This is a genomic window from Sedimenticola hydrogenitrophicus (genome assembly GCF_025175675.1).
GTDB classification, from domain to species: domain Bacteria; phylum Pseudomonadota; class Gammaproteobacteria; order Chromatiales; family Chromatiaceae; genus Sedimenticola; species Sedimenticola hydrogenitrophicus.
Map to the genome: position 1 here is coordinate 75,164 of NZ_JANIOA010000016.1, position 22,995 is coordinate 98,158.

16 protein-coding genes and 2 tRNA genes are annotated in these 22,995 nt (G+C 59.9%); 3 read left to right on the plus strand and 15 right to left on the minus strand.

Annotated elements, in window-relative coordinates:
- The first annotated feature begins 392 nt into the window (after positions 1–392).
- Positions 393–1,154, plus strand: a complete 762-nt coding sequence (fnr, locus tag NPX02_RS10705) for a fumarate/nitrate reduction transcriptional regulator Fnr (RefSeq protein ID WP_260293551.1) — start codon at positions 393–395, stop codon at positions 1,152–1,154.
- A 3-nt stretch (positions 1,155–1,157) separates the two neighbouring features.
- On the opposite strand, the gene dnaQ is transcribed toward fnr, so the two are convergent.
- The 3 genes from dnaQ to NPX02_RS10720 are packed head-to-tail and all read right to left on the minus strand — an operon-like array spanning position 1,158 to position 3,117.
- A complete protein-coding gene (dnaQ, locus tag NPX02_RS10710) occupies positions 1,158–1,883 on the minus strand; it encodes a DNA polymerase III subunit epsilon (RefSeq protein ID WP_260293552.1) in 726 nt (241 codons plus the stop codon).
- A 4-nt stretch (positions 1,884–1,887) separates the two neighbouring features.
- Entirely contained in the window at positions 1,888–2,328 is a 441-nt protein-coding gene (rnhA, locus tag NPX02_RS10715) for a ribonuclease HI (RefSeq protein WP_260293553.1), read from the minus strand.
- On the minus strand, positions 2,329–3,117 hold the full coding sequence (locus NPX02_RS10720) for a class I SAM-dependent methyltransferase (RefSeq protein ID WP_260293554.1): 789 nt from the start codon (positions 3,115–3,117) through the stop codon (positions 2,329–2,331).
- Positions 3,118–3,379: 262 nt separating this feature from the next.
- On the opposite strand from NPX02_RS10720, the gene NPX02_RS10725 reads away from it, so the two are divergent.
- Entirely contained in the window at positions 3,380–5,056 is a 1,677-nt protein-coding gene (locus NPX02_RS10725; RefSeq protein WP_260293555.1) for a LysM peptidoglycan-binding domain-containing protein, read from the plus strand.
- A 408-nt stretch (positions 5,057–5,464) separates the two neighbouring features.
- Here NPX02_RS10725 and NPX02_RS10730 read toward each other — a convergent pair whose 3' ends face one another.
- Genes NPX02_RS10730 through NPX02_RS10745 form a run of 4 tightly spaced genes read right to left on the minus strand, consistent with a single transcriptional unit; the run spans position 5,465 to position 12,053 of the window.
- A complete protein-coding gene (locus NPX02_RS10730; RefSeq protein WP_260293556.1) occupies positions 5,465–7,486 on the minus strand; it encodes an ABC transporter ATP-binding protein in 2,022 nt (673 codons plus the stop codon).
- Positions 7,487–7,513: 27 nt separating this feature from the next.
- Positions 7,514–8,926 (minus strand): ABC transporter permease, encoded by a 1,413-nt coding sequence (locus NPX02_RS10735; RefSeq protein WP_260293557.1) that lies wholly within the window; start codon positions 8,924–8,926, stop codon positions 7,514–7,516.
- A complete protein-coding gene (locus NPX02_RS10740; protein WP_260293558.1) occupies positions 8,926–9,903 on the minus strand; it encodes an ABC transporter permease in 978 nt (325 codons plus the stop codon). Before NPX02_RS10740 ends, NPX02_RS10735 begins: the two co-directional genes overlap by 1 nt.
- A complete protein-coding gene (locus NPX02_RS10745) occupies positions 9,900–12,053 on the minus strand; it encodes an ABC transporter substrate-binding protein (protein ID WP_260293568.1) in 2,154 nt (717 codons plus the stop codon). Before NPX02_RS10745 ends, NPX02_RS10740 begins: the two co-directional genes overlap by 4 nt.
- A gap of 488 nt (positions 12,054–12,541) precedes the next feature.
- Here NPX02_RS10745 and NPX02_RS10750 point away from each other — a divergent pair, with 488 nt between their 5' ends.
- Entirely contained in the window at positions 12,542–13,318 is a 777-nt protein-coding gene (locus tag NPX02_RS10750) for an enoyl-ACP reductase FabI (RefSeq protein ID WP_260293560.1), read from the plus strand.
- 62 nt (positions 13,319–13,380) lie between these two features.
- Here NPX02_RS10750 and NPX02_RS10755 read toward each other — a convergent pair whose 3' ends face one another.
- From NPX02_RS10755 to tig, 8 genes are all read right to left on the minus strand, one after another.
- A complete protein-coding gene (locus tag NPX02_RS10755; RefSeq protein ID WP_260293561.1) occupies positions 13,381–15,300 on the minus strand; it encodes a SurA N-terminal domain-containing protein in 1,920 nt (639 codons plus the stop codon).
- A 79-nt stretch (positions 15,301–15,379) separates the two neighbouring features.
- Positions 15,380–15,456 (minus strand) — tRNA-Asp (locus NPX02_RS10760).
- A 5-nt stretch (positions 15,457–15,461) separates the two neighbouring features.
- A tRNA-Val gene (locus tag NPX02_RS10765) sits at positions 15,462–15,537 on the minus strand.
- An 11-nt stretch (positions 15,538–15,548) separates the two neighbouring features.
- Positions 15,549–15,821, minus strand: coding sequence for an HU family DNA-binding protein (locus NPX02_RS10770; protein ID WP_260293562.1), 273 nt, complete (start codon positions 15,819–15,821; stop codon positions 15,549–15,551).
- Between the two features lie 354 nt (positions 15,822–16,175).
- Positions 16,176–18,629: an endopeptidase La gene (gene lon, locus NPX02_RS10775; RefSeq protein WP_260293563.1), complete on the minus strand. Its 2,454-nt coding sequence runs from the start codon at positions 18,627–18,629 to the stop codon at positions 16,176–16,178.
- A gap of 564 nt (positions 18,630–19,193) precedes the next feature.
- Positions 19,194–20,465 carry an ATP-dependent Clp protease ATP-binding subunit ClpX gene (clpX, locus tag NPX02_RS10780; RefSeq protein WP_260293564.1) on the minus strand — a complete coding sequence of 424 codons (1,272 nt, stop codon included), beginning with the start codon at positions 20,463–20,465 and terminating at the stop codon, positions 19,194–19,196.
- Between the two features lie 173 nt (positions 20,466–20,638).
- Positions 20,639–21,283, minus strand: coding sequence for an ATP-dependent Clp endopeptidase proteolytic subunit ClpP (gene clpP, locus NPX02_RS10785; RefSeq protein WP_260293565.1), 645 nt, complete (start codon positions 21,281–21,283; stop codon positions 20,639–20,641).
- 25 nt (positions 21,284–21,308) lie between these two features.
- Positions 21,309–22,634: a trigger factor gene (gene tig / locus NPX02_RS10790; protein WP_260293566.1), complete on the minus strand. Its 1,326-nt coding sequence runs from the start codon at positions 22,632–22,634 to the stop codon at positions 21,309–21,311.
- Positions 22,635–22,995 lie beyond the last annotated feature (361 nt).

Consider the following 22,995-nt stretch of genomic DNA (forward strand, 5'->3'; position numbering starts at 1 on the left):
CGAAGGGCGCCCCTGTGGTGTCCCGCCGCTGCGTTGCATCGCTTGACAAGGACAGGGGCATTGCCTGCGCGACGCGCCTTGCGGCGAAACACCACAGGGGCGCTGAACTAGTCAATATCACCTTGGCAGAGCATTATATAGTACGCGAAAGCAGCTGCAGCCTCAATCAAAAGGCCGCTTATTTATTGTCGCCGGGAACCACCTCACAAGGCTCCCCGAGCGGATGCGGGTAAACGGATGCCCGCCACTTTTAGACCCGGCGGACCGAACTGGACTAAACTGCGCCGAAGCCCTGGGAATGGCCCCATACCCGTTGCTGCGGGAAAAGTTACTTGATCCAGAGCAAAGCAATCTGCAAAATGTCCGTTCCGATAGAGGAGTAAGGTATTGCCGTGAGCGAACACAAGGTCATCTCTTTTGACAATATCAAGGTTGCCTGCAGGAACTGTAGCCTGACTTCCCTCTGCCTGCCCATGGGCCTGACCCCGGAGGATGTGGATCAGCTTGACAATATCGTCAGGCGCAGCCGGCCACTGCATCGCGGCGACCACCTGTTCCGCCAGGGCGACGTATTCCAGTGCATCTATGTGGTCAAGACCGGCACGGTCAAGAGCTTCGACCCGGGCGAGGACGGCAGCGAGCAGGTCCTGGGTTTCCACCTGCCGGGGGAGATGATCGGGTTGGATGCGATCGAGACCGGTTATCACCACTGCTCCGCCAAGATTCTGGAGACCACCGCGGTTTGCGAGATCCCCTTCACCCGACTGGAGGAGCTGAGCAGCATCATTCCCAGCCTGCAGCACCAGATGTTCCGGCTGCTGAGCCGGGAGATCGGTCATGACGAGGATATGCTGACCCTGCTGGGCAAGCGCAATGCCGAGGAGCGGCTGGCTTCGTTTCTCTTGAGTCTGTCGGGACGCTTCCAGCGACGCGGCTTCTCACCCTCCGACTTCTACCTCAGCATGTCCCGACACGAAATCGGCAACTATCTGGGACTGGCGGTGGAGACCGTCAGCCGCCTGTTCACCCGCTTCCAGGACGAGGGGCTGCTGAAGGTGGAACGCAAGCACATCCAGCTGATGGATATCGAGCGGCTGAAACAGATTTTGCACAATGATCAGGGTGGCGGCGTTCGCGAGCGGCAGATCCCCTGATCCCTATTCGGGTTGATCCGCAGCCCGCCACAGGCATCCGCCCCCCGACCCTTTCTCGATCAGATCGAGCCGCTGCTGGTGCGTGGCCAGCTCGTCAACGCTGGCCCGGACCACCTTCAACCGGGCTCGACCCGGATCCAGGCGCTGAATCCGCTCCCCGGCGGACTCCCCCTCGCCGCTACCCGTGTCCAGTGACAGGGCACCCTGACCACCGGTCATCATCAGATAAACGTCGGCCAGGATCTCCGCATCAAGCAGCGCGCCGTGCAGCTCACGATGGCTGTTGTTGATGTCGTAGCGCTTGCACAGGGCATCCAGGCTGTTGCGCTGCCCCGGGTGCATCTTTTTCGCCATCACCAGGGTGTCCAGCACACTGCAGACGCTGTCCAGCGGCGGCGGCTCCCCCGGCAACCGTCTCAGCTCGTGGTTCAGGAACCCCACATCGAACGGTGCATTGTGAATAATCAGTTCGGCGCCCCGGATATAGGCAATAAAATCCTCCACCACATCGGCAAACCGGGGCTTGTCGGCGAGAAATTCATTGGTGATGCCATGCACCTCGATCGCCGCCTGGTCGATCTCCCGGTCGGGCTGCAGATATTGATGGAAATTATTCCCCGTCAAGCGCCGGTCGATCATCTCCACACAACCGATTTCGATAATCCGATGCCCCTGCGCCGGTTCCAGACCGGTGGTTTCCGTATCCAGCACAATCTGCCGCGAACTCATATCTTCATACTCCCAACTCCGCTACGCCCCTGTTGGCCAACTGGTCGGCCAGCTCATTTTCCGGATGCCCGCTATGTCCTTTGACCCAGGCCCAGTTCACATCATGCGTTGTCACCAACTGGTCCAGGCGTTGCCAGAGGTCACTGTTCTTGACCGGCTTTCTGGCCACGGTTTTCCAGCCGTTCCGCTTCCAGTTGCCGATCCATTCGGTAATGCCGTTCTGCACATATTTCGAATCGGTGGTCACCCGCACGCTGGTCGGACGGGTCAGCACCTCCAGGGCACTGATTACGGCCATCAGCTCCATCCGGTTATTGGTGGTCGCCTGCTCGCCGCCGTATAACTGCCGTTCCTTGCCTTTATAGCGCATCACCGCGCCCCAGCCGCCCGGACCGGGATTGCCCTTGCAGGCGCCATCGGTAAATATCTCCACCCGTTCACTCACTTAATCGCCTCTCCTGGTATGCCTTATATTATTTGCCGTGGGCTCGGTCATGCCGCCGCGAATACGCCGGGGGCGCAACTTCCAGGCCGGCTTGATCGGCGTCAGCCGCGCCACCCGTTTGACCGCCAGTATCACATAGACACCCGCCAGCGGCGACCACAGACGGCCGCCGATCCACTCCAGAAAGCCCAGACGCTGCATCATCCGTTCATGTTTCAATGGCGGACGAAACATCCCCGCCCGCTCCGCCTTGATCTCGAATCCCAGCAGGGAGAGCCAGTCATGAACCCGCCAGGACGAGATGAAGTGGCCACACCAGGGGACCTTGTTGCCGCGCATTCGCAGCAGCCGCCAGGCGCCCCAGAGACTCCAGGGATTGAAACCGACAATGACCACATGACCTTCGGGGATCAGCACCCGCTCCACTTCACGCAGCAGCTGATGGGGGTTCCTGGAGAAATCCAGGGTGTGGGAAAGCAGCACGGTATCGATACTATCCGAGGCCACAGGGAGATTCTGCGAGTCACTGACGATACAGCGCTCGCTGAAGACATCCGCCTGGTTGGGCACCAGCACCACCTGGGACTTGATCCGGCTCATCCTGAGCGCATCCAGCTGCAGTCCCAGGCTGCCGACCTGCAGCAGATAGTAGCCGAAACACTCGGCCAACAGGTGCTCCAGGTAGACCTGCTCCACGGCCAGCAGCTCCTTTCCCGGCGTGGTACTGAACCAGGCCCGAAGTTCGGCCGTCGTGGGTGGTGTGTTGATCCGGTTAAATAGTCTCTTCATCAGCAGCTGCGGTTACTTGCGCATGATCCTAATTCCAGTCGGCAATTCCCGTTGCGGGATGACGCCATGGCACCCCCACGGCGCCCATGGTATCACTCTGCCGGCATCGACCAGTCTACCCTCTAAACAGACAGCCCTCATCCAAAAAAGATCATCGGCGAGGGGTCATCCCCGGAACATGACCCGTTTCCTGGAAAAAAACAGGTGATTTGCGTATAGTCCCGACAAATTTACCCAACGCCAGACAGCCGCGGATCGCTTAATGATAAAAAGATATCTGACCCTGACCGTCCTCTCCACCCTGGCGCTGAGCGGGTGCAAATCCCTCGATACCCGAACCCAGACCGGAGCCGACTCAGCGGCCGCCCCGCAGTACTTCAAGGTGGCAGCCCGGCCGGAGACCGTCGCCGAGGCGTTAACGCCCCCCGTCGTCGTGACCACCACCGGGAAGAGCGAGGTTGAACCGGCGCCCACCCCCCAGCAGTCGGCCGAGATCGAGCAGCCACCCGAGCCGCCGTTGGACCTGATGGAGCGGCTGCGTGCCGGCTTCAATCTGGAAATCCCCGACCATCCGCGGATTGACAGCCAGATCCGCTGGTTCGCCGCCAACAATGATTACCTGGATCGGGTACAGGAAAGAGCGGCCCCCTACCTGTACTTTATTCTCGAGGAGGCCGAAGCGCGGGGTATCCCCAGCGAATTGGCCCTGTTGCCGATCGTCGAGAGCGGCTTCCAGCCCTTCGCCTACTCCCCCGGGCGCGCGGCCGGTCTGTGGCAGTTCATCCCGTCGACCGGGAAACACTTCGGGCTGCAGCAGAACTGGTGGTATGACGGGCGTCGCGACGTGGTTGCCGCCACCCGGGCGGCCTTCGACTATCTGAGCAGCCTGGCGACCCAGTTTGACGGCGACTGGGAGCTGGCACTGGCCGGCTACAATGCCGGGGGCGGCACCGTGCGACGCGCCATCAAGCGCAACCAGCGCCAGGGCAAACCCACTGATTTCTGGTCGCTCGAGCTGCCGGAAGAGACCATGCGCTATGTGCCCAAACTGCTGGCGGTGGCCAAGGTGATGACCGATCCGCAGCACTACGGCATCACCCTGGCCGCGATCCCCAACCAGCCCTACTTCGAAAACATCGATATCGGCTCCCAGCTCGATCTGGCCCTGGCGGCCGATATGGCAGGGATATCCATTGAGGCGCTGTACCGGCTCAATCCCGGCTTCAATCGCTGGGCATCCGCGCCGGAGGGGCCGCACCGACTGAGCATCCCGGTTGAACAGGCCGAGCGGTTCAGTGAGGCGCTCGGTGCCCTCGATCCGCAACAACGCCTGCGCTGGAACCGTTACAAGATTCGTTCGGGCGACAACCTCGGCAGCATCGCCAGACACCACAACACCACGGTGGCGCTGCTGCAACAGGTAAACAAACTGCGGGGCAACAACATCCGTGCCGGCCGGCATCTACTAATCCCTGTCTCGGTCAAGAGCTTGGACCAGTACACCCATACCGCGGATGCCCGCCTGGCAAAGACCAAGGACCGGCAGCGCCAGGGCAAGCGTCTGACCCACACAGTGGTGGCGGGGGACACGCTTTGGGACATCGCCCGAAGCTACCGGGTCAGCCACCAGGCCCTGGCCCGCTGGAACGGGATGGCGCCCAGGGACACCTTGCGGCTGGGACAGGAGCTGGTCATCTGGCAACAGGCCGCCAAGACCCAGGACAAGCTGGCCCACCTCGCCCCGACGCTCTCACCACCGGTCAATACCCTCAGCAGCCTGCGTTACCGGGTGCGCAAGGGTGACTCCCTGGCGCTTATCGCCCAGCGCTTCAATGTCTCGGTAGCGGATCTGAGGAAGTGGAACACCCTGGAGGGACGCTACCTGCAACCCGGCCAACGCCTGCAGCTGTTTGTCGACGTGGCCGAGCAGACCCTGTAGTAGTGCCCTTTACCCATAAAAGTGGGTCGGACTGCACCCGGGCGTAGGATGGGTGGAGCGCCCCCGTGAACTAACTCTCCGCCGGCTCCGTCTCCGGCGCACAACCCATCATGCACCTGCATCCGAATCCGAAGATGGGTTACAGCGCACCCGACCGCCGCGAACAGCCGCTAACAAGGGTGCCGCGCCTCCACCCATCCTACACGCTGACGAGGGGTCTTTGCGCTCCTGGCGTTCTTGGCGGTTGCGGCGCGATGAACCGGCAAAAAGAGAGTAACCGCGAAGGACGCAAAGCACGCGTAGAGATGCCCAGCTTCGTATCAGCTTCGCAGGACCGGCTCGCCTGAATCACCGAGGGTACCCCCTGCTCTGCCGGGACAGGCTCTGAAGTCACGGATTCAGGTAGTCTTACGACTCCTCGTGCTCCACCTTGTAACAGCTCACCTGGCGGCCGTCGGCCAGCCGGTTCAGGTCCGGGTAGCGTTCCCGGCACCGGGGCATGGCGAACGGACAGCGGGGATGAAAGTGACAGCCAGCGGGCGGATTCGCCGGCGACGGCATATCCCCTTCCAGCCGGATCACTTCACGCCTCGACCGGGGGTCGGCCACCGGGACGGCCGAGAGCAGCGCCTGGGTATAGGGGTGTCTCGGGGCGGCCAGCAGTTGTCCGACCTCCCCCCGTTCGACAATCCGGCCCAGGTACATCACCGCCACCTCATCCGCCAGATAGGCTACCACAGAGATGTTGTGGGTGATGAACAGAAAGGCGAGGCCACGACTGTTCTGCAGCAGTTTCAGCAGATTCAGGATCTGCGCCTGCACCGAGACATCCAGAGCGCTGGTCGGTTCATCACAGATGATCAGTTTCGGATCCACCGCCAGGGCACGGGCGATACAGATACGCTGGCGCTGCCCGCCGGAAAACTCGTGCGGATAGCGGCTGGCGCTGTCGTCGGGGAGCCCCACCTGTCCCAGCAGTTCCGTCACCCGGGCCCGCCGCTGCTCGGCGGTTCGACCGATACGCTGTGCCTTCATCCCCTCTTCGATAATGTCCCCCACCAGCATGCGCGGATTCATCGAGGCGACCGGGTCCTGAAATATGATCTGCAGCTCGGAACGGCGACTGCGCAGGGCGCCGCCCTTGAGTCGGGTCAGCTCGTCACCGGCGAAACGCACCGAACCCGCGGTGGGCCGGACCAGTTGCAGTATCCCCTTGCCCACCGTGGTTTTGCCGCAGCCCGACTCGCCGACCAGGGCCAGGGTCTTCCCCGGGTCGATGGAGAGGGAGATGCCATCCACCGCCCTGACATGACCCACGGTACGCTTGAACACCCCCTTGTGAATGGGAAAGTGGACCTTGAGCTGCTCCACCTGCAGCAGCGGCCCCTGACTTGAACCCGGGCCCGACGCGGCAGCAACCGGCGTATGCTCGGCTTCCGGCAGTTCAACGATCGACACGGCGTCATGAAAACCGGCCAGGTGACAGCGTACTCCCTGACCAGGCGCCAGCTCGGTCCACCCCGGGGCCATTTCACAATCCTCGAAGGCCCGGTCACAGCGGTCGATAAAGCGGCAGGCGGTAAAGACCTGGTTCAGTGGCGGCACATTTCCGCTGATCACAGCGAGCCGCCGGCTGCGCTTGCCGGCATCCGGCAGGGACTGGAACAGCTTCCGGCTGTAAGGGTGTTGGGGATTGTCGAAGAAGCGGTCACGGCTCGCCTGCTCGATAATCTGGCCGGCGTACATGACCGCCACCCGGTCCGCCACCTCGGCCACCACCCCGAGATCGTGGGTGATCAGCAGGATGGCCATGCCGGTCTGCCGCTGCAGCTCTTTGAGCAGCGCCAGCACCTGGGCCTGAATGGTCACGTCCAGCGCGGTGGTCGGCTCGTCGGCGATCAGCAGTTCCGGGCGACCGGCCAGCGCCATGGCGATCATCACCCGCTGCTTCATGCCGCCGGAGAGTTGATGCGGATACTCGCCGACCCGGCGCACCGGATCGGGAATGCCCACCGAGTGGAGCAGTTCCACCACCCGCTGCGCCACGGCGCGGCGATCCCCGCCGTCGCGGATCTTCACCGCCTCGCCGATCTGCTGACCGATGGTCAGCACCGGGTTGAGGGAGGTCATCGGCTCCTGGAAAATCATCGCCATGCGACCGCCCCGCTCCGCCCGCATGGCGTACTCCGGTAGCTCAAGGAGCGCGGTCTTGCCCAGGTAGACGTCCCCGGCGACGATACGCCCCGCCGGTGGCAACAGGCGCATGAGCGACAGGGCCGTCATCGACTTGCCGCAACCGGACTCGCCCAGCAGCGCGAAGGTTTCGCCCCTTCTGATTTCCAGATCGATACCGTCCACGGCGCGCACCGGGCGCTCGCCGCTGCCCAGCCAGGTTTGCAGATTTTCGACTTTAAGCAGCGTATCGCTCATTCGGCAACGGCTTCCATGGATGGCGGGTCAGCGGCTACTGCGCAGACGCGGATCGAACGCATCGCGTACCACGTCGGAGAACAGGTTGGCCGACAGCACCAGGGTGAACATAAAGATCATCGCGGCCAACAGGGACCACCAGACCACCGGCTCGCGGGCCATCTCCAGTCGGGCGCTGTTGATCATGTTGCCCCAACTGTTCATGGTGGGGTCGACACCGATATTGACATAGGAGAGCACCGCCTCGGCCAGCACCAGGCCGGAAAAATCGAGTACCACGGTGATCAGCACGATATGCAGCACATTGGGCAGGATATGCCGCACGATGATCTGGAAATGGCCCACGCCGAAGGCCACCGCCGCCTGCACGTAGTCGACTTCGCGCAGCTTCATCGACTCGCCCCGCAACAGGCGGCACAGCCCGGTCCAGCTGGTGACACCGAGGATGATGCAGAGGAACAGCAGGCGCAGGTCGGCGCGCTCCACCAGGCTGTTGAACTCGTCGGCATGGTTGCTCATGTAGATCTGCAGCATCAGGATCGCCGCGGCGATCAGCAGCACCCCGGGGATCGAGTTGAGGGTGGTGTAGGTGTACTGGATCAGGTCATCCACCCAGCCGCGGAAATAGCCGGCCATGATACCCAGCAGGATGGCGGCGGGGAGCATCACCAGGGTGGTCAGGGTGCCGATCAGCAGGCCGGTACGGATGCTTTTGAGCGCCTGATAGAAGACATCCTCACCCACCTTGTCGGTACCCAACAGGTGGTAACGACCCGACAGCTCCACCGCCCACAGCAGCACCATCAGCAACAGCCCCAGGGTGATCAGCGCGGAGCGCCAGGGGATCTCGCCTTTCCCGGTCAACACCTCCCGGGCGACCCCGGCGAACCCCCCGGCGCGCCGGGAAGCCAGCAGGGCAAACAGGATATTCGCCAGGACCAGGGTCACCAGCAACCCCTTGACCAGACCGATCAGGCTGAGGCGCAGGACATCCCCGGCCCAGTCCCGCGCGGGGTCCGCCAGATGGGCGCCGCCATATTGCAGCCGCGGATAGTCCCGGATCATCGTGCCGTCCGACTGCTCGATGTTCTCCTTGGCGTACAGGTGAGTGGCCAGCGGCGCCGAGTAGGTCTTCTCCTGGCGCTCCCGCAGCGGCAGCACCAGGCGATCGAACAGGCTGACCACCTCGGTCGACTGCGCCCGGTCCTGCGCCTGCGGATCGGCCAGGTACGAGGGTTCAAAGTGTACCGAATCGAGCAACCCGACCGCCACGTAGAAGCTCAGGATCACCAGTGTGCTGACGCCCACCCGGCTGCGCACCACCAGCCGCCAGGGTCCGCGCAGATGCTCCTTACCGGCGGCATAGACACCGAAGGTGCCGACGAACAGCAGCAGCAGGAAGACCAGCGCGTCGGTCCACAGGATCACCAGGCTATCCATCATGACAGCCTGACCCGCGGATCGACCAGCGTATAGGAGATATCGGTCAGCAGCAGACCGATGATATAGAGCACCGAGCCGAGGAACACCATGGCGCGCACGATGGCGAAATCCTGCCGGTTGATGGCGTCGATGGTGTAGCTGCCGAGCCCGGGGATGCCGAAGAAGGATTCGGTGATCAGGCTACCCATGAACAGCAGGGGCAGCACCACCACCACGCCGGTGAGGATCGGGATCATAGCGTTTTTCAGCACATGGCGGAACAGTACCAGCCCCTCGGAGAGCCCCTTGGCCCGGGCAGTGCGCACATAGTCCCGATTGATCTCCTCGAGAAACAGCGTGCGGTACCAGCGCGTGCCCGCGCCGATGCCCCCCACCACGCCGATCAGCACCGGCAGGATGAGAAACTTGATCGCGGCAAGGCCGGTGTCGTAGCCGGAAATGGGTACCAGATGCAGCAGCTTGCTCACCAGATACTGGCCGCCGATGATATAGAACAGGCCCGAGATGGACATCATCACCACACACAGCACCACGCTCCAGATATCGATATAGGTGGCACGAAAAAAGGCGATCAGCAGGGCATAGGTGATATTCACCAGCAACCCCACCAGCAGCACCGGCACCGCGATGGCCAGGCTCGGCCACATGCGCTGGGATATGTCGTAGCCGATGTCCCGGTCACTGTCGGATACGCCGAACTCGAACTGGAACAGCTTCAGGGATTTCTGGAAGAAGATGGTGTTGGTCAACTGTTCCGTTCCCTGGCGCGCGGCGTTGTACAGCAAAGGTCTGTCGTAGCCGCGCTCGGCCTTCCAGTTCTCTATCGCCTCCGGTGTCACCCGCTTCATACCGAGGTTCATGCGCGCCATGTCATCGGGTGAATTGACCACGAAGAACAGCACGAAGGTAAGGATGTTGATGCCGATCAGTATCGGTATCGCATACAGCACCCGGCGAATGATATAGGCGATCATCGGGCGGCGCTCCGCTCATGGCGGCGATACACCAGTACCGCGGGCACGGTACTGACCACCAGCAGCAGCAGCAGCAGATTCAGAGGCCAGACGATGGGCGGGTTCCACGCCTGCTGATTCGCGTTGCGCGTCTCGGGATCGACGCGCTTGTACTTGAGGGTGTTGTTGGCCATCAGATTGGGCTTCACATTCCCATACCAGTCATGGTAAAGCGAAAACGATTTGGGGTAGAAACCCCAGATCCAGGGGGCGTCGTGACGCAGGATATCCACCATGCGATCGATGATCTGCTGCCGTTCCGGGCTGTTCTCCATATTCTTCATCCGGTCGAACAGGGCATTGAATTCCGGGTTGTCGTAATTGACCGCGTTCTCGCCGGCATGCTCCACCTTGCCGTTGGGTCCATAGAGCAGAAACAGGAAGTTCTCCGGATCCGGGTAATCGGCATTCCAGCCGAACATGAACAGCTGCCCCGTGCCCTTGCGCAGCTTCTCCTGAAACCGATTGTAGTCGGTGGCGCGAATCACCAGCTGTATTCCCAGCTGATTGAGCTGCTTGCGTATCCAGTTGAGTTGCGCCTTGCTGTCCGGCCCGGCCGAGGCCGACTCGTAATTCAGCACCAGCGGCCGCCCGGTATTGGCACTCTTGCCGTTGGGATAACCGGCCTTCGCCATCAGCGCCCGCGCCTCCTGCAGGGATTTACGCCGCGGCCTGCCATTTTCCAGGTCATACACCACCGGATTGATCCCCTCCGGGCTCTGGTCCGAGCTCTGGCGACTGCCGAAGATGCCCACCGGCAGCGGGCCGTGGGCCACCACCCCGCGGCCATTCAGGAAGATGGAGATATACTCCTCGAAATTGACGGCGATGGAGATGGCCTGACGCAGGTATCGGTTCTCCTCGCTGTCGCCACCGATCACCGGATCGGCCATATTGAAACCAAGATAGAAGATCGAGGTCTCCACGGCCGTGGCCAGCTGGATATTCCGCTCCTGCATCTCCTGGGTCAGGTTGGCCTCGCCGCCGGTACCGAACCTGACCGCCTGATCGAAACTGTCCGAGCTGACCCCGGAGGTATCGTAATAGCCCTGGAGGAATTTGTTCCAGCGCGGTATCACCTCCTTTTCCAGACTGTAGACCGCCTTGTTGATCAGCGGCAGCGCCTTGCCGGCATCATCCAGCATGCCGTTTTCACCGTCTTCCGGCTCCCCTTCGGTAGGATAGGCCTCGCCGTGAAAATTGGGATTGCGGCTCAACACCATGCGCAGATTGGGGTTGTTCTCCGCCAGCATGAAGGGCCCGGTCCCGATCGGGTACCAGTTCAGGTTGATATTGCGTTTGTCCATACCCGGTTGACTGTAGAACAGATCCGCCTCCCAGGGCATGGGCGCGAAAAAGGTCATGGCCAGCCAGTAGACAAACTGGGGGTACTTGCCCCGCAGCCGCACCTTGAAGCGGTAGCGGTCGAGCTGGGTGACCCCGGCCATGCGGTGTTGCCTCAGGTCGATAAAATCACCATTGCCGCCGGCGTCGACCAGCGCCCTGCCGAATTCGTTAAAACCGACGATATACTCCCCCATGATGCTGGCGATGGGGGAGTGCAGGCGGGGGTTGGCCAGGCGCTTGATCTGATAAATGAAATCCTCCGCGGTCGCCTCGCGCGTACCGGTCTCCGGAAAGTCGGCCAGGGTATTGACCCCTTCCAACTGTTCCTCTGTCAGCCGGTGGTAGCGATAGGCGCCGTCCGCATCCTTGGCCAGCGCCGGATGGGGCTGATAGCGCATGTCCGGCTTGATGCGTATCTCATAGTCGCTGAAGGCCACCTGGTCGGCCGGGGCATCCGCCGACAGCGGGTTGCCGGCCCGGTCGATCAGCTGCGGCACCGGGACCTGTTCGGCCGCCAGCGGTACCAGCTGATAGGGGCGCTTCAGGAAGTGGTACTGTAGCGGCGGCTCGTAGATCTGGGCGATGAAGGCGTACTCATTGGCCGCGTAGGAGCGGGCGGGATCGAGATGCTTGGGGCGTTCGGAAAACGAGCTGAAGAGGGTGTTTGAGTTCGCCTCACTGGCCGAATGGGGGGCATTCCAGGCGCGCTCGCCACAGCCGCTGAGCGAAAGCAATGACAGCACCGCAAACAACAGGCCAACCATACGCCCGGCATTCGTAGCGCTTCTCCACTCCCGCCTGGCCACTTGTTTCCTCTGCTGTCTCATTCTTGATTATTGATCACTCGGTAGCTCTATTTTGTCAGATTGAATCAGACCGGCTTCCTCAGGGCTTTCGGGTGGAAGGATTCCAAGACCGTCGGCGGCAGGAGGAGTGGTACAGGGATGTACCGTTTACGCAGCCGAGGATGCCATGCCGCCGTCGAGCCCCCCGGGATGGGTTTACGGCGTATCTTGGAATCCTTTCACCCGGAAGCTATCCGCATAAAACCAACATCCAATAAAAGTGCTGCCGGTACAGCAGCATATATTAGAACAGACCAACAAAAAACCATTGGGTTCTTTTCGGGCCGATGCTTTTCCGGTACCTTAGGACTGCCCTCGACCGGGCGTCAGCCGGGCCTGACCCGCAGACGCCAGGAGCCGTCAGGCACATTCAAACTTTCTTTCATACGAAGTTGCAAGGATTTCACATGGGTTTCCTACAAGACAAACGCATCCTCATCGTCGGCGTGGCCAGCAATCGTTCCATCGCCTGGGGGACCGCCCAGGCCATGCACCGCGAGGGGGCACAGCTGGCCTTCACCGCACAGGGCGACAAGCTGCTGGAGCGGGTGCGGAAAATGGCCGCCGAGTTGGATTCGGAAATCGTCCTGCCGCTGGATGTCACCTCCGACGGGCAGATCGAGGCCGTGTTCAGCGAGCTCGCCAAGCATTGGGATGGCCTGGATGGCATCGTCCACTCGGTAGGCTTTGCCCCCCGGGATCAATTAGAGGGCAGTTATATCGATGCGGTCACCCGCGAAGGATTCAGCATTGCCCATGATATCAGCGCCTACAGTTTTGCCGCCTTGGCCAAGGCGGGCCGCACCCTGATGCAGGGACGTAACGGCGCCCTGATCACCATGAGTTATCTGGGGGCCGTGCGCACCATCCCCAACTACAATGTGATGGGTATCGCCAAGGCCAGCCTGGAGGCAAGTGTGCGTTACATGGCCGATTCACTGGGGCCGGAAGGAACCCGGGTCAACGCCATCTCGGCCGGGCCGATACGCACCCTGGCCGCATCCGGGATCAGCGGTTTCAAAGGGATGCTCGCCGAAGCGGAAAAGAAGAACCCGCTGCGTCGCAACGTCACCATTGAGGAGGTGGGCAACGCCGCCGCGTTCCTCTGCTCCGATCTGGCATCGGGCATCACCGGTGACATTGTCTACGTGGATTCCGGCTACCATATCGTCGGCATGGCGTGATTCTAACAAAAAAGCCGCCCACCCCACGCCAAGTGGGGTGTGCGGCTTTTTTGTGTACGTCCTTAATTATCCGATGATTTGCCGCTGACGGTCACATCGGCCGCGGCGCGCAGATTACCCTGCAAGTGCTGGAAATAATTTTTACCCCGCGACTGCGCCAGGGCGTTGTTCAGGGCCGCCTCACCCCCCAGCTGCTCGGCGTCCGCCAAAGTACCGTCGGTGACCGTATGCAGCGCGATCAGGGCCAGGTCCCCACTCGCCATCGCCAATTGGCCGTACACCGGCGACTCCCCTTCCGGGCGCGGCATGAGGAACAGCTCCCTGACCAGCTCTGCCGGCAGATCGCGCTCATCCCGGGTCACCACCTTGCGCGGCTCAACCGTAACCCCCTGCTCCGCGGCAAGCGCCTCCAGGGTCTCCCCCTGCGAAAGCCGGGTCACCAGTGCAGCCCCCTCCCGGCCAGCCTGCTCAATGGCCTGCTCGATACGCAATTTATCGCGGATGGCCTCCTTCACCTGATCCAGCGGTTTGACAGCGGCCTCCTCATGGGCGGTAACCCGCAGCACCATGATGTGTTCCGGATTGATCTCAATGGCCTCGCTGTTGTTTCCCGATACCAGGACATCCTCGCTGAATGCCGCGGCGATCACCTTGGGTGAGGCGAAGATCCCCTCCCCCCCGTCGCGGGCAACCCAGTCACTCTCTTTCGGCTGGATCCCCAGGGCGTCGGCGGCCGGCTGCAGGCTGTCCGGCTCTTCGTAGGCGATAGTGCCCAGTCGTTCGGCGTATTCGTAGAACAGGCGCTCGGCCTCGACCTTCAGATAGGCCCGCTCCACCTCATCCCGCGCCTCCGCGAAAGACTTCCCCTCACCCTCGCGAATTTCCATCAGCTTGATGATATGGAAACCGAACGGCGTGCGCACCAGGTCACTGATCTCGCCAGGCCGCAGGTTGAATACGGCCTCGTCAAAGGCCGGCTCCATCACCCCGGATTCAAAGAAGCCGAGGTCCCCGCCCTCTTCGGCGGATCCGGGGTCTTTGGAAACCGCTTTGGCGACCGTGGCGAAATCCTCACCACCGCGCACCCGCTCGAGTATCGCCTGCGCCTCACTTTGCGCCTGCGTCACCGCCGCCGCGTCACTCCCCTCTTCCGCCGGGATCAGGATGTGGCTCGCCCGCCGCTGCTCGGGGTTCTTGTAAAGGGACTGATTCTGGTTGTAATAGGCCAGTAGCGTTTCATCATCCACCGTCAGGCTCTTGGCAATACTGGCAATATCCAGATCAAGATAGCTGAGTTTGACCCGTTCTGGGGCGATGTAATCGTTTCGATGCGCGGCATAGTAAGTCGCCACGGCCTCGTCGCTCACCTCTATACCGCTGAGAAAACTGGCGGCCGGCAGCAGCAGGTATTCTAACTCACGTCGCTGAAGCCGCAGCCGCAACAGGCTTTGCAGTTCCGAACGGGTGGCGAACTCGGAGCCGGTAACCGCCTTGGCGAGCTGTTCACTCACCAGACCGCGGCGAATCTGCTCCTCGAACCCGGCCGGCGTCAGTCCCTGCAGACGCACACCGCGCTCATAGGCATCCTGACTGAATCGGCCATCGATCTGAAAACCGGAAAGCGAGGCAATGATCCGTTTCACCAGCTCATCACCGATCCGAATACCCAGCTCATCGGATTTCTGCATCAGCAAATTGTTGCGGATCATCAACTGCAGCACCTCCTGCCGCAGTTCTGCCTCGTCGATCATCTCGGGGCGGTAGTTGTCCCCCAAACGCTGGCGCAGGTTTTCGCGGAAATCGCGATAACCTTCTTCAAACTCGCTCTGGGTAATCTCCTGACCATTGACCGTTGCCGCAACGGACTCGGAGCCGCCACCGAGATAGGAGTTAATGCCGAACAGTGCGAAAGGCACACTGATGAGGATTACTATGAACCAGGCGATCACTCCCTGGGCGCGTTCCCTGATGGACTGAAGCATGTCGTACCTGAAATCAGAAATCTGACAATGACAGTAAAGAAAACGGGGTATCCAAGGATACCCCGCGTCTCCTCACCGATGGCGGAGCGGACGGGGCTCGAACCCGCGACCCCCGGCGTGACAGGCCGGTATTCTAACCAACTGAACTACCGCTCCGAAAATGGTGGGTGCTGAGGGGATCGAACCCCCGACCCTCGCCTTGTAAGGGCGATGCTCTCCCAGCTGAGCTAAGCACCCGTGAAGGCGCGCTAGTTTACGGCATCCTTCAGGGCTTTACCAGCCTTGAAAGAGGGATTCTTGGATGCCTTGATTTCGATGGTGGCGCCGGTTTGCGGGTTCCGACCAGTGCGTGCAGCCCGCTCACGCACAGCGAAGGAACCGAACCCGATGACTGATACTTGATCCCCGTTTTTCAGCGCCTCGGTGATGGCTGCAATCATACCATCCAGTGCGCGTCCGGCGGCTGCTTTGGAAATATCTGCAGAATCTGCCATCGCATCGATCAGTTCCGTCTTATTCATTAATCGTCTCCCCTAAGGTCATAAAAAAAACGCTGAGAACAGCGTGGGTAAAATACTTTATCGGCTACCGTTGCAGGTATGCGAAACGGGGTCAATTTATACCAGTGGCCCGGAAGAAGTGTCAAGCAAACAAGCCGCAAAAGCCTAATTTTATGCGGTTTCCAGGGGAATTGGCCCCTTCGACACCAAAATAAAACCGCAACGGCTCGGACCGCCGTTTCCATGAACTGACGGCCTCTTTCCGTAGCGGACGACAAATCAGATTCATATTCCCGGCGCGCCAGGCCAGAAGCAAACCGCTACTTCCATCCCGGCGCGTCATGATGCCATCACAGACGGTGGCCCGATTGCCGATCAGTGCCGGGTCAGCCCCCCGCCTTTTTTGGCGGCCTTCTTTGCCGCCGTGCGCGGTTTGCTCTTTGCCACCTCGACAATATCACCCTGCTCCTGTAGCGGTGTCGGCAGATGTACCAGTGCGATCTCCAGCGCCTGTTCAATCCAGCGCACCGGGAGGATCTCCAGGTTCTGCTTGATGTTCCTGGGAATCTCCACCAGATCGCGCTCGTTCTCTTCCGGGATGATCACGATCTTGATCCCGCCGCGATGAGCCGCCAGCAGCTTCTCTTTCAGCCCGCCGATGGGCAACACCTCACCCCGCAAGGTGATCTCGCCTGTCATGGCCACATCCGCCCGCACCGGGATCTGGGTCAGGGCAGAGACCAGGCAGGTGCACATGCCAATACCGGCACTGGGACCATCCTTCGGAGTCGCCCCCTCCGGTACATGCACATGTACATCCAGTTTCTGGTAAAAATCGCTCTCGATGCCCAGCGCGGCGGCCCGGCTTCTGACCACCGTCATCGCCGCCTGGATCGACTCCTGCATCACATCGCCCAACTGCCCGGTATGGGTCAGCCGTCCCTTACCGGGCACCAGGGCCGTCTCGATTTTCAGCAGCTCGCCGCCCACCTCGGTCCATGCCAGCCCGGTCACCTGACCGACCTGATCGTAGTCCTCCACCTCGCCATACCTGAAGCGTTTCACCCCCAGGTATTTTTCAAGGCTGGCAGGCGTAACAACCACTTTCTTACCCGATTTGGTCAGAAGGATATCCTTCACCACCTTGCGGCAGATCTTGGAGATTTCACGCTCCAGGTTCCGCACCCCGGCTTCACGGTTGTAATAACGGATGATGTCACGAATCACCGCCTCCCTGAACTCGATTTCACTGGCCTTCAGGCCATTGTTCTCGATCTGCTTGGGCACCAGGTAACGCATGGCGATATTGACCTTTTCATCCTCGGTGTATCCGGACAGGCGTATCACTTCCATACGATCCAGCAGTGCGGCTGGCACGTTCAGGGTGTTGGCGGTCGCCACGAACATCACTTCGGAGAGATCGAAATCCACTTCCAGGTAGTGATCGGCGAAGGTGTGGTTCTGTTCCGGGTCCAGCACCTCCAGCAGTGCGGAGGCGGGATCGCCACGGAAATCCATCGCCATCTTGTCTATCTCGTCCAACAGGAACAGCGGGTTCCGGGTACCGATCTTGGACAGGTTCTGGATGATCTTTCCCGGCAGGGCACCAATGTAGGTACGCCGATGGCCACGAATCTCCGCCTCGTCACGCACCCCGCCCAGCGCCATGCGGATGAACTTTCGATTGGTGGCGCGGGCAATGGACTGCCCCACCGAGGTCTTGCCGACGCCCGGAGGGCCCACCAGACAGAGGATGGGACCCTTCAGTTTGCGCACCCGCTGCTGCACCGCCAGGTACTCGATGATCCGCTCCTTCACCTTCTCCAGACCATAGTGGTCCTTTTCCAGTACATCCTCGGCCGCCTTCAGATCATTGCGGATCTTGCTGCGCTTCTTCCATGGGACATTCACCAGGGTGTCGATATAGTTTCGAACCACGGAGGCCTCGGCCGACATCGGCGACATCAACCTCAGCTTGTTCAGCTCCCCCTGGGCCTTGGTCTTGGCCTCCTTGGGCATACCCGCGGACTCGATGCGGTTCTCCAGATCCTCGATCTCGTTGGGCGCCTCATCCATCTCGCCCAACTCTTTCTGGATCGCCTTCATCTGTTCATTCAGATAATACTCGCGCTGATTCTTTTCCATCTGGCGCTTGACCCGGCCACGAATCCGCTTCTCCATTTGCAGCAGGTCATTCTCGGCCTCCATCAGACCCATCAGGTGTTCCAGGCGATCACCGATACTGGACATCTCGAGCACGTTCTGCTTCTCGTCCAGCTTCAATGACATGTGGGCAGCCATGGTGTCCGCCAAGCGGCTGGGAGATTCAATGCTGGAGAGCGACGTCAGCACTTCGGGTGGTATCTTCTTATTCAGCTTTACATACTGATCGAACAGCGCGATCGCCGAGCGCATCAGGACTTCCAGCTCCCGGTCATCTTCCGGGGCGACATCCTCTACGCGGACAAACTCGGCCGTGAAAAAGCCGTCGGCATCGGCAATATTGCTCAGTTTGGAGCGTGCGCCACCTTCAACCAGGACCTTTACCGTGCCATCCGGTAGTTTGAGTAACTGAAGAATATTCGCCAGGGTCCCTACCGTATGCATATCCGCCACTGCCGGCTCATCGGTTTCAGCACTTTTCTGCGCTACCAGAATAATCTGTTTATCCTCCTTCATGGCCGCATCCAGCGCCTTGATCGACTTGTCACGACCAACAAAAAGCGGGATCACCATATAGGGATAAACCACGACATCCCGCAGCGGGAGTACGGGAATGCGACTGACAGAACTATCAATCCGGGAGGTGCTTTTATCGTCTTGACCCATGGAGGGTGCTCCTTCTGTTGCGGCCTGTTGACTGGATGCTGACAACCCAGGGGTGCCCGCTGAATGTGTTTCCGGTTTGCCAACAGTGCGAAATTGGTAGCGGCATATGAATACTCTGCCGTCCCGTTGATGGTGGGGGTTTATGCGGAATATTTCAAGGCAATAGACAATGGTCTTTACGAGGAAATAGGGTCAACCCGCCGATAGGGTCTGATTCTTCAGGGATTTATCTGTTTCAACCGCGGATTCACACAGATGGCTTCCACGTCGCCCCTTTACGCGCATCCGCGTCCATCAGTGGTTCACTCCCAAGATAGTGCCGTCACACTGGCGCCGAACCACGCAGACACACAGATGGACACGGATGGGGTAGATCACGCAACGCGTGGCCCTGCGCGGTCATGACCGCCAGCGTTACGACAATCCGCCTGTTGCGATGTTTCCTTAATCAGATATCCGCGTTTATCCCTGTCCATCCGTGGTTCCTTCCAAAGAGCCGGAATCAAAAAACCGCTGCCGGTTCCCCGGTCAGCGGTTTTATCGGAGCACGACGCAATAGCCGGGTCAGTCGGCGGCGACCATCTTCTTCTCCCCGCCTTCATAGATGATGTAGGGAGCATTTTCGCCAGTGACCACCGATTCATCCACCACCACTTTGGAGACATTATCCAGTGAGGGCAGGTCATACATGGTATCCAGCAGCACCTGCTCCATGATGGTCCGCAGACCGCGCGCACCGGTTTTCCGCTCCATCGCCTTGCGTGAAATGGCGGACAGGGCATCCGGTCTGAACTCGAGCTCGCAATCTTCCATCTCGAACAGCCGGTGATACTGTTTCACCAGCGCATTCTTGGGTTCCGTCAGGATGCGCACCAGCGCCTCCTCATCCAGCTCTTCGAGCGTGGCCACCACCGGCAACCGGCCGACGAACTCGGGGATCAGCCCGTAGAGGATCAGATCCTCGGGTTCGACACTGGTCAGGATCTCACCGACCTTGTGGGAGACATCCTTACTGTGCACCTCCGCGGAGAAGCCGATTCCCCCCTTCTCGGAGCGGTTGCGTATCACCTTTTCAAGACCGGCAAAGGCTCCGCCCACCACGAACAGGATATTGGAGGTATCCACCTGCAGAAACTCCTGCTGGGGATGCTTACGGCCACCCTGCGGCGGCACCGAGGCAATCGTTCCTTCAATCAGCTTCAACAGCGCCTGCTGGACGCCCTCGCCGGATACGTCACGGGTGATCGAGGGATTGTCGGATTTGCGCGAAATCTTGTCGATCTCATCGATGTAGACAATACCCGTCTGGGCCTTTTCGACATCATAGTCGCACTTCTGCAGCAGCTTCTGGATGATATTCTCGACATCCTCACCCACATAGCCAGCCTCGGTGAGGGTGGTGGCATCGGCGATGGTGAACGGTACGTTGAGCATTCGCGCCAGCGTCTCGGCCAACAGGGTCTTACCGGAACCGGTCGGCCCGATCAGCAGGATGTTGCTTTTGGCGATCTCGATATCATCCTTGTTTTTGCTGGTATCCAGGCGCTTGTAGTGATTGTACACCGCGACCGAGAGCACCTTTTTCGCGCGCGCCTGGCCGATAACATACTGATCGAGCAAGGCGCTCAACTCGTGCGGCTTCGGCAATTTCCCGGCAGATTCCACACTGCCTTCCTGCATCTCCTCACGGATGATGTCATTACACAACTCGACGCATTCATCGCAGATGAATACCGAGGGTCCGGCGATCAGTTTACGAACTTCATGCTGACTCTTTCCGCAGAACGAGCAATAAAGCAATTTGCCGTCATCGCCTCTTGTCTTGTCGTCACCCATGAAGCCATCCTCTCGGTAATTCAGTCAATCCGCTCTCGATCATAAATACTGTATAAGGCTGATCGATCTCCATTACAACCCCCGGGCGTAATCACGCCTCCTCAGGCGAGTCGGGGTCACAACAACACATCCATCAATCTTTCTCTTAAAAACAATCAGTTACAATAAATATATCACTTGACGTCGGCGCCTTCCGGACGTCGGTTCAATACCTTATCGATCAGCCCATAGGCCACCGCACCCTCGCCGCTGAGGAAATTATCCCGATCGGTATCCTTGGCAATGGTTTCCAGCGACTGCCCGGTATGAGTGGCCATGATAGTGTTCAATTTGTCGCGCAACAGGAGGATCTCCCTGGCATGGATCTCGATATCGGTGGCCTGGCCCTGAAAGCCGCCCAGTGGCTGGTGGATCATCATCCGCGAGTTGGGCAGGCAGTAACGCTTGCCCTTCTCCCCGCCGGCCAACAGCAGCGCACCCATGCTGGCCGCCTGACCGATACACATGGTGCTGATGTGCGGCCGCACAAACTGCATGGTGTCATATATCGCCAGGCCAGCGCTCACCGAGCCGCCGGGGGAATTGATGTAGATATGGATATCCTTGTCCGGATTCTCCGACTCCAGGAAGAGCAGCTGGGCCACAATCAAGTTGGCCATGTTGTCTTCCACCTGGCCCACCAGGAAGATGACACGCTCCTTGAGCAGCCGGGAGTAGATATCGTAGGAACGCTCCCCCCGGGCGGTCTGTTCGACCACCATGGGGATCAGTCCCAGATTCGTTGCATCCAATCCACCCATATTTCGTATATCGGTCATGCTGAAATGATCCTTTAACCTGTGCCTATTCGCTAGCAGCTTCGGCATCCGGCGTTGACGGGTTCATCACCTCGTCAAAACCTTTTGCGATATCCTCGACCGTGACCTGGTCAAGCACCCAATCCACCACCTGATCCTCAAGAACCAGATTCTGGATTCCGGAAAGCTGCTCCTTGTTGCTGTAATAGTAATCTATAACCTGCTGGGGATCTTCGTAGGACTGGGCGAACTGCTCAATCTTCTGGCGCACACGCGCTTCATCCAGCTCAATATTATTACTACCGAGCACCTCGGCAATAATGAGTCCAAGGGTAACACGTTTCCTGGCCTGCTCCTCGAACAACTCGACCGGCAGGTTGATGTTGTTTCCCTGTCCGCCCTGGGCCAGGTTGGCCTTGGTCTGCTGCAGCAACACCTGGGCTTCGCGGCTGACCAGCGCCTTTGGCACCTCCAGCTCATTCACCTGCAGTAGCGCATCCATCGCCTGCTCCTTGACCACACCGCGAATCTTGTCCTCAAGTTCACGGGTCATATTGGCGCGGATCTCTTTATAGAAGCCGTCCACGCCCTCTTCGCTGACACCGAAGGCCTTGATGAACTCTTCGTTGACCTCGGGCAGCACCGCTTCCGAAACCTTGATGACCTCAACCTCGAACGTGGCGGGTTTGCCGGCCAGCTGCTTGGCATGGTAGCTCTCCGGGAAAGTCAGTTCCAGGGTGCGTGCCTCACCCGCCTTGGCACCGACCAGACCCTCTTCAAAGCCCGCGATCATGCCCTTGGTGCCCAGTTCCAGCGGGATACCGTCGGCAGAGCCCCCTTCGAACGCCTCGCCGTCCATGTAGCCTTTGAAATTGATGGTAATCTGATCACCATCCCGCGCCTCGCGATCGACTTCGTTCCAGGTAATCCGCTGCTTGCGCAGCTTCTCGACCATCTCCGCCAGATCTTCATCGGTCACCTCGGCCACCGGACGTTTCACCGTCACCTCGCTCAGCGGGTTGAGTTTCACCTCCGGCATCACCTCAAAAACCGCCACATAGGCCATCCCTTCCTCCGTCCCCTTTTCCACAGGTTCGATCGAAGGCTCACCCGCGGGATTCAGCTTCTCCTGCATCAGGGCTTCAAAGTAGCTGGACTGCACCAGATCGCCAAACACCTCCTGTTTGGCATCATGGGAAAAACGTTTACGTACTACCGACAGAGGCACCTTGCCTGGGCGAAAACCATCCAGCCTGATGGTCCGTGCAATCTCTTTCAGCCGCTTCTCCACTGCCGCATTGACCTTCTCGGCAGGGAGTTCAACTGTCATACGACGCTCAAGCCCTTCACTCGATTCAACCGAAACTTGCATGAAAACCTCTTCTGGCAGAGTTTACTGCCATTCCTCTGTCTTTAGTTAAAAGTGGTTACCGCGGGAGCGGTAGCCGAAAGTTGGCCCGGTTCGGGCGCTGCCACCGGGCGGCGACCGAAGCGATCAGGCACCCTGTTCCAGTACTTGGCCACGCGTCGGTGCATTCCCACTAACCCCATGTAAATCAAATTATTAGATAACTTCCACCGGGCTGGAAATGCGCACTGTCGCTTGCAAATAAGCCGGCTATTGTACCTAAAAACAACCTATATTAAAGCGTATTTTGACTCCGGGGCCGGAACAGGGATGGAAAAAGCGCCTGGAGTCCCGGACGCATCGGGTAAAAACCGCAGAAATAGCC